Annotated in this window: 8 protein-coding genes; 5 read left to right on the top strand and 3 right to left on the bottom strand. The window is 68.7% G+C overall.

Annotated features, from left to right (window positions below):
- Positions 1–250: 250 nt before the first annotated feature.
- The 5 genes from AC27VN_RS29330 (at position 251) to AC27VN_RS29310 (ending at position 3717) form a co-directional block, all read left to right on the top strand.
- Positions 251–676, top strand: a complete 426-nt coding sequence (locus AC27VN_RS29330) for a VOC family protein (RefSeq protein ID WP_093347485.1) — start codon at positions 251–253, stop codon at positions 674–676.
- Between the two features lie 74 nt (positions 677–750).
- The gene (locus AC27VN_RS29325) at positions 751–1287 is read left to right on the top strand and encodes an SRPBCC family protein (protein WP_490878821.1); all 537 of its coding nucleotides are present in this window, start codon (positions 751–753) and stop codon (positions 1285–1287) included.
- A 49-nt stretch (positions 1288–1336) separates the two neighbouring features.
- Entirely contained in the window at positions 1337–1756 is a 420-nt protein-coding gene (locus AC27VN_RS29320; RefSeq protein WP_296799160.1) for a VOC family protein, read from the top strand.
- A gap of 61 nt (positions 1757–1817) precedes the next feature.
- Positions 1818–3293 carry a DHA2 family efflux MFS transporter permease subunit gene (locus AC27VN_RS29315; protein WP_490878820.1) on the top strand — a complete coding sequence of 492 codons (1476 nt, stop codon included), beginning with the start codon at positions 1818–1820 and terminating at the stop codon, positions 3291–3293.
- A 64-nt stretch (positions 3294–3357) separates the two neighbouring features.
- Complete coding sequence (locus AC27VN_RS29310; RefSeq protein ID WP_093347496.1) at positions 3358–3717, top strand: DUF1428 domain-containing protein; 360 nt, start codon at positions 3358–3360, stop codon at positions 3715–3717.
- An 18-nt stretch (positions 3718–3735) separates the two neighbouring features.
- On the opposite strand, the gene AC27VN_RS29305 is transcribed toward AC27VN_RS29310, so the two are convergent.
- The 3 genes from AC27VN_RS29305 to AC27VN_RS29295 all read right to left on the bottom strand — a co-directional run bounded on the left by AC27VN_RS29305 (position 3736) and on the right by AC27VN_RS29295 (position 6118).
- Entirely contained in the window at positions 3736–4497 is a 762-nt protein-coding gene (locus tag AC27VN_RS29305) for a sulfite exporter TauE/SafE family protein (protein ID WP_490878819.1), read from the bottom strand.
- Positions 4498–4596: 99 nt separating this feature from the next.
- Positions 4597–5202: a nuclear transport factor 2 family protein gene (locus AC27VN_RS29300; protein ID WP_208512950.1), complete on the bottom strand. Its 606-nt coding sequence runs from the start codon at positions 5200–5202 to the stop codon at positions 4597–4599.
- A gap of 40 nt (positions 5203–5242) precedes the next feature.
- Positions 5243–6118 (bottom strand): intradiol ring-cleavage dioxygenase, encoded by an 876-nt coding sequence (locus AC27VN_RS29295; RefSeq protein ID WP_490878818.1) that lies wholly within the window; start codon positions 6116–6118, stop codon positions 5243–5245.
- Positions 6119–6347: the final 229 nt, after the last annotated feature.

Here is a 6347-nt window from a genome sequence, read left to right as displayed (position 1 = left end):
GTCCAGCAAGGCCCGGCGCAGGTCGCCATGGCGGTAGGTGGAGCGCGAGGGCGGCGCGGATTCGGCGGCGATGGCGGCGTTGCGGACCATTTCCTTCTTTCTCGGACTACGATTTTTCGATGTGGACAGTGTCCATTATCTTTGCTATTCTTTGTGGACGGTGTACACAAAGTAGTGCCATCGTATTCGCCCCGGGCTCTGCTGCCCAGCGGCGCCCCCGGAATAACCGCTCTTGCAAAGAGGAATTGCCATGAAAGTCCAGTCCTATCTCTCGTTCGAAGGCCGCTGCGACGAGGCCATCGCGTTCTACGGGAAGGCGCTCGGCGCCGAAGTCGTGCAGCTCATGCGCTACAGCGACGCCCCCGCCGACATGCCGCCCGACGCGGACGGCTGCGCCGGCGCCATGCCCGGTCCCGACAAGGTCATGCATGCGGTGCTGCGCATCGGCGAGACCGAGCTCATGGCCTCCGACGGCCGCTGCTCGGGCCAGGCCGAGTTCAAGGGAATCATGCTGGCGATCACCGCGCCCACCGAGGCCGATGCGCGCAAGTGGTTCGACGCGCTGGCCGACGGCGGCCAGGTGATGCAGCCGCTGATCCCCACCTTCTTCTCGCCGGGCTTCGGCATGGTCGGCGACCGCTTCGGCGTGGGCTGGATGGTGGTGGTCGGCGACTGAAGCCGCGCCGCGCGAAGCCCCCTTTTCCCCTTTTCCCCTTTTCCCCTTTTCCATTCGTCGTTCCAGAGCGCTCCATGTTCAAGAAAATCGCCCTCCTCCTCGTCGTGCTGATCGCCGGCGTCCTGCTGTTCGCGGCCACCCGCCCCGACAGCTTCCGCGTCGAGCGCAGCGCGCGCATCCAGGCACCGCCCGCACGGATCGCGCCGCTGGTCGCCGACTTCCACCGCTGGAGCGAATGGTCGCCCTACGAGAAGCTCGATCCGGCCATGAAGCGCAGCTTCGGCGGCGCCGCCAGCGGCCCGGGCGCGACCTATGCCTGGGAGGGCGACGACAAGGCCGGCGCCGGCCGCATGGAGATCCTCGAGGCCTCGCCCACGAAGGTCTCGATCAAGCTCGACTTCCTCCAGCCCTTCGAGGCCCGCAACACCGCCGACTTCAGCTTCCAGCCGCAGGGCGACGCGACCCAGGTCACCTGGGCCATGCACGGCCCGGCGCCCTACGTCTCCAAGCTCATGGGCCTGTTCTTCGACATGGACACCCTGATCGGCAAGGACTTCGAAGCCGGCCTCGCCAACCTCAAGACCGCGGCCGAGAAGCCGGCGGGATCCTGAGCCTGTCCCCCTCCGTTATCCCATCCACCCACTCACTGAAGGAACTCTCATGTCGCTCCTCAATGCCTATCTCACCTTCGACGGCAACGCGGCCGAGGCCATGCGCTTCTACGAGAAGACGCTCGGCGGAAAAATGGAAATGCTCATGACCGTGGGCGAAAGCCCCGAAGCCGCCAACATGCCGCCCGAGGCCGCCAGCCGCCTGATGCACGCCAGCCTCGTGGTCGGAGACAGCATGCTCATGGCCTCCGACAGCATGCCGGGCATGCCGTACGAGGGCATGAAGGGCTTCGGCGTCGCGCTCAACTACCCGACGGTCGCCGAGGCGAAGCGCGTGTTCGACGCCCTCGCCGACGGCGGCCAGGTCGGCATGCCGTTCGAGAAGACCTTCTGGGTCGAGGGCTTCGGCATGGTGACCGACCGCTACGGCACGCCCTGGCTGATCAACGGCGGCGCCTCCCTGGTCTGACGAAGAACGCCACAACCATCCGCCGGGCGGCGCGCCGCCCGGCCCCTGAGGAATCCTTTCCATGACCGAATCCCTCGACAACCGCAAGCGCTGGCTCGCCCTGATGGTGCTGTGCCTGGGCGTGCTGATGATCGTGCTCGACACCACCATCGTGAACGTCGCGCTGCCCTCGATCCGCACCGACCTCGGCTTCACCGAGACCTCGCTGGTGTGGGTCGTCAACGCCTACATGCTGACCTTCGGCGGCTTCCTGCTGCTGGGCGGGCGGCTCGGCGACCTCTACGGCCACCGCCGCGTCTTCCTCGCCGGGCTGGTGCTGTTCACGCTGGCCTCGCTGGCCTGCGGCATCTCGACCACGCAGGGCCTCCTGATCGCCGCGCGCGCGGTGCAGGGCCTGGGCGGCGCGATCGTGTCGGCCGTCTCGCTGTCGCTGATCATGAACCTCTTCACCGAGCCGGCCGACCGCGCCAAGGCGATGGGCGTGTACGGCTTCGTCTGCGCCGGCGGCGGCAGCATCGGCGTGCTGCTCGGCGGCCTGCTGACCAGCTCGCTGAGCTGGCACTGGATCTTCCTGGTCAACCTGCCGATCGGCGTGGCCGTGTATGCGCTGTGCATCGCGCTCTTGCCGAGCGCGCGCGGCCAGGCCCATGGCGAGAAGCTCGACGTGGCCGGCGCGGTCACGGTCACGCTCTCGCTGATGCTCGCGGTCTACGGCGTGGTCAACGGGAACGAGGCCGGCTGGCGCTCGGCGCAGACGCTGGGCCTGCTCGGCACCGCGGTCGCGCTGCTCGCGATCTTCATCGCCATCGAGGCCAGGGTGAAGCATCCGCTGATGCCGCTGGGCCTGTTCCGGCTGCGCAGCGTCTCGGTCTCGAACGTGGTGGGCGTGCTGTGGGCCGCGGCGATGTTCGCCTGGTTCTTCATCTCGGCGCTCTACATGCAGCTGGTGCTCGAATACACGCCGATGCAGATCGGCCTGGCCTTCCTGCCGGCCAACGTCATCATGGCCGTGTTCTCGCTGGGGCTGTCGGCAAAGATCGTGATGCGCTTCGGCATCCGCCGTCCGCTCGCGGCGGGCCTGTGGCTCGCGGCCATCGGGCTGGCGCTGTTCGCGCGCGCGCCGGTCGACGGCCGCTTCGCGATCGACGTGCTGCCCGGCATGCTGCTGCTGGGCCTGGGCGCCGGCATGGCCTTCAACCCGCTGCTGCTGGCCGCGATGAGCGAGGTGAGCCCGAGTGAATCGGGCCTGGCCTCGGGCGTGGTCAACACCGCCTTCATGATGGGCGGCGCGCTGGGCCTCGCGGTGCTCGCGAGCATCGCGGCCGCGCAGACCGGCTCGATGCTCGCGGCCGGCGCGAGCACGCCGCTCGCGCTCACCGGCGGCTACCAGATGGCATTTCTCGTCGGCGCCGTGTTCGCGGCGGTGGCGGGTTTGTTGGGCGCCCTGCTGCTTCGCTCCGCCATGCCGGGGCAGATGCACGACAACGAGGAGGCGGCGGGCCCCGGGAGCGCGGCGAATGGCGCGGCAACGTCCTGACGGGCTGCTGCTGGGCCGGCCGCCGTTTCTGTTTCTCTTTCCCTTCTTTTCAAGGAGTGTTCCCATGGCTCGCTATGTCGACGGTTTCATCGTGCCGATTCCCGCCAAGAACGTGGAGGCCTACCGCAAGGTGGCGCGCAAGGCCGGCAAGGTCTGGATGGAGTACGGCGCGCTCGAATACGTGGAGTGCGTCGCGGACGACGTCAAGCCCGGCAAGCTGACCTCGTTCCCGCAGAGCGTGAAGCTCAAGGCCGACGAGGTGGTCGCGTTCTCGTGGATCGTCTACAAGTCGCGCAAGCACCGCGACACGGTCAACGCCAAGGTGATGGCCGACCCGCGCATCGCGGCGATGGACCCGAAGACCATGCCCTTCGACGCCAAGCGCATGATCTTCGGCGGCTTCAAGTCGATCGTCGAATTCTGAGCGCCGCGGCGGCGGGATTCAGGCCGCCACGAAGCCGTCGTAGACGAGCTTGAGCCCCGTCAGCAGCATGCCCAGGTAGACGAAGCGATAGAACCAGGTGGCGTCGATGCGCCGCGCGATGCGGATGCCGACCCACACGCCCAGCGGCGCGAAGGGCATCAGCGCCAGCGAGGTGGCCAGCGTGCGCAGGTCGATCAGGCCCAGCCATGCGTAGGGGATCCACTTGCTGAGGTTCACCACGAAGAAGAAGTAGGCCATGGTGGCCGTGAACACCACCGGCGACAGCCGCAGCGGGATCACGTAGGCATTGATCGGCGGCCCGCCCGCATGCGCGATGAAGCTCGTGAATCCCGACACCGCGGTCAGCGCGGCGCCGATGCCGCGCGAGGGCAGCGGATCGTCGGGCTTGGGCGGGAACAGCAGGCGCTGCGCCAGGAAGAGCAGCGTGAACACGCCCACGATGCCCGCCACCGTGTGCGCCGACAGCGCACGGAACAGCAGCGTGCCGATCACCGTGCCCAGCAGGCCGAAGGGGATCAGGAACTTCAGCAGCGAGCGGTCGAAGTCGCGCCGGAAGGCCGCGAGCCCCAGCAGGTCCATCAACAGCAGCAACGGCATCAGGATCGCCGCGGCCTGCGGCACCGTGACCGCCAGCGCCATCAGCGGCACCGCGAGCGAGCCGAAGCCCGCGCCGAAGCCGCTCTTGCTGATGCCGAGCAGCAGCACGGCGGGGATGGCGACCGCGTAGAAGTGCGGGTCGGTGATGAGGGGGAAGACCATGGGCAGGGACGGCGCGCGAAAAAAAGCCCGTCGTCGCGGCGGGCCCCGGCGAGCGTAGCAGGAAGGCGCGCGGGCCGCTGCGGCCCGATCGGGCTTGGCTCAGCGCTCGAGCGCGCCGCCCGCGAGCCAGCGCGCGCCGCGCTGGTACAGCGCCTCGACCGCCGGCCCCTTGAGCATCGGCATGTCGAGCTTCACCGTGTAGCCGATGCGCTGCTGGATGTAGGCCAGGTGGCGATAGCCCTCGGGCAGCTCGGCGAGCTTCGCGGCATCGAGCGTCACGGTGGCGGCCGGGTCGATCGGGTCGATGCGGTCCTTCTCGTAGATCGGCTGGCGGTGCAGCAGCTTCCACTGCCCCTCGTGCAGCACCACGAAGTCGTAGAAGCGGCCGGTGCACACCACGTCGCAGGGCACGCCCTCGACCAGGCCGCGCTGCGAGATCGTCATCTTGGTCTGCACGATGGCGCGCTCGCCCGCCAGCTCGATCGCCGAGCCGCCGAGGAAGTGCAGGATGCTCACGCCCTTGGCCCAGCCCTCCTGCGTGACGCGGATGAACTCGGCGAACGGCCCCTGGAACCAGGTCGCCATCATCACGCCCTCGGGATGCCACACGGTGGCGAAGCGCTCCCAGTCGCCGGCATCGCGCCAGACGGCCCAGCGTTCGATCATGCGGCGGATCAGCAGCTCCTGCTGCAGCGTGTCGTTCATTCCTCTGTCTCCTGGTTCCGGTGTGTGTCGTCGTCGGTGTTCAGGCCGGCTGTGCCGCGGCCTGCGGTGCGGATCGCGCCGGCGCCGCCGCCAGCGGGTTCAGCACGAAGTCGAAATCGAGCCGCCAGCGGCCGTCGGCCTGCCGCGTCCAGGGCGCCACCAGCGATTCGCGCACCGCGAACACCGCATCGGAATCGAGCCACTGGTCGCCCTCGCGGAACACGTGGGTGATGAGCCGCTCGTAGCCCGGCGCCTGGATCATGAAGTGCAGGTGCGCGGGCCGCCACGGATGGCGCCTGGTGGCATCGAGCAGCTGGCCCACCGGGCCGTCGGTCGGGATCGGGTAGGCCTCAGCCAGCACGCTGCGGAAATGCAGCGCGCCGTCGGGCCCGGTGTGCAGGCGGCCGCGGTTCTCGGCATGGCCGAGCTCGGGATGCTGCACGTCGTAGTGCCCGCCCGCGTCGGCCTGCCACACGTCGACCACGGCACCGGCCACTGGCGTGCCGTCGAGGCCGCGCACCGTCACGCTGACGTCGCAGGGCTCGCCGGCCGCGCCGTTGGCCACGTCGTCGCCATGCGCGTACTCGGGCGCGCCCTCGACATAGAAGGGCCCGAACACCGTCGCCTCGGTGCAGCCCGCGGGCTTGTCGTTGTTCATCGCGATCGTGAGCATCGACAGCCCCAGCACGTCCGACAGCAGGATGAATTCCTGGCGCGTGTCGTCGCACATCTGGCCCGTGGCCGTCAGGTAGTCGATGCCCTGCTTCCACTCCGCCTCGGTCAGCTTCACCTCGCGCGCGAAGGCGTGCAGGTGCTGCACCAGGCTGGTCACGATCTCGTGCAGCCGCGGGTTCGGGGTGTCGGCGAAGCGCGCGAGCACGGCCTGGGTGATGTTGTCCTGGTTGAGATTGCGCACGGCGGCTGTCTCCATTCGTTCGAGGGGTTCGCCCGACTCTAGGCGGCGGACCGGCGGGCGCAAAGCACCTCGGCGCAAATGATTTTTCCGCCCAGCGGAACGGTCGACCCACCCCCTGGGACAAAATCGCCCAGCCCGAAAAAGACGCTCGCCGGAGACACGCCCCATGGACCGCTGGACCGAAATCGCCCTGCTCGTGCAGATTGCCGACGCCGGCAGCCTGAGCCGC

The organism is Variovorax sp. 20P10.2.4, assembly GCF_058244205.1.
This window is presented reverse-complemented; position numbering and strand designations above follow the sequence as displayed.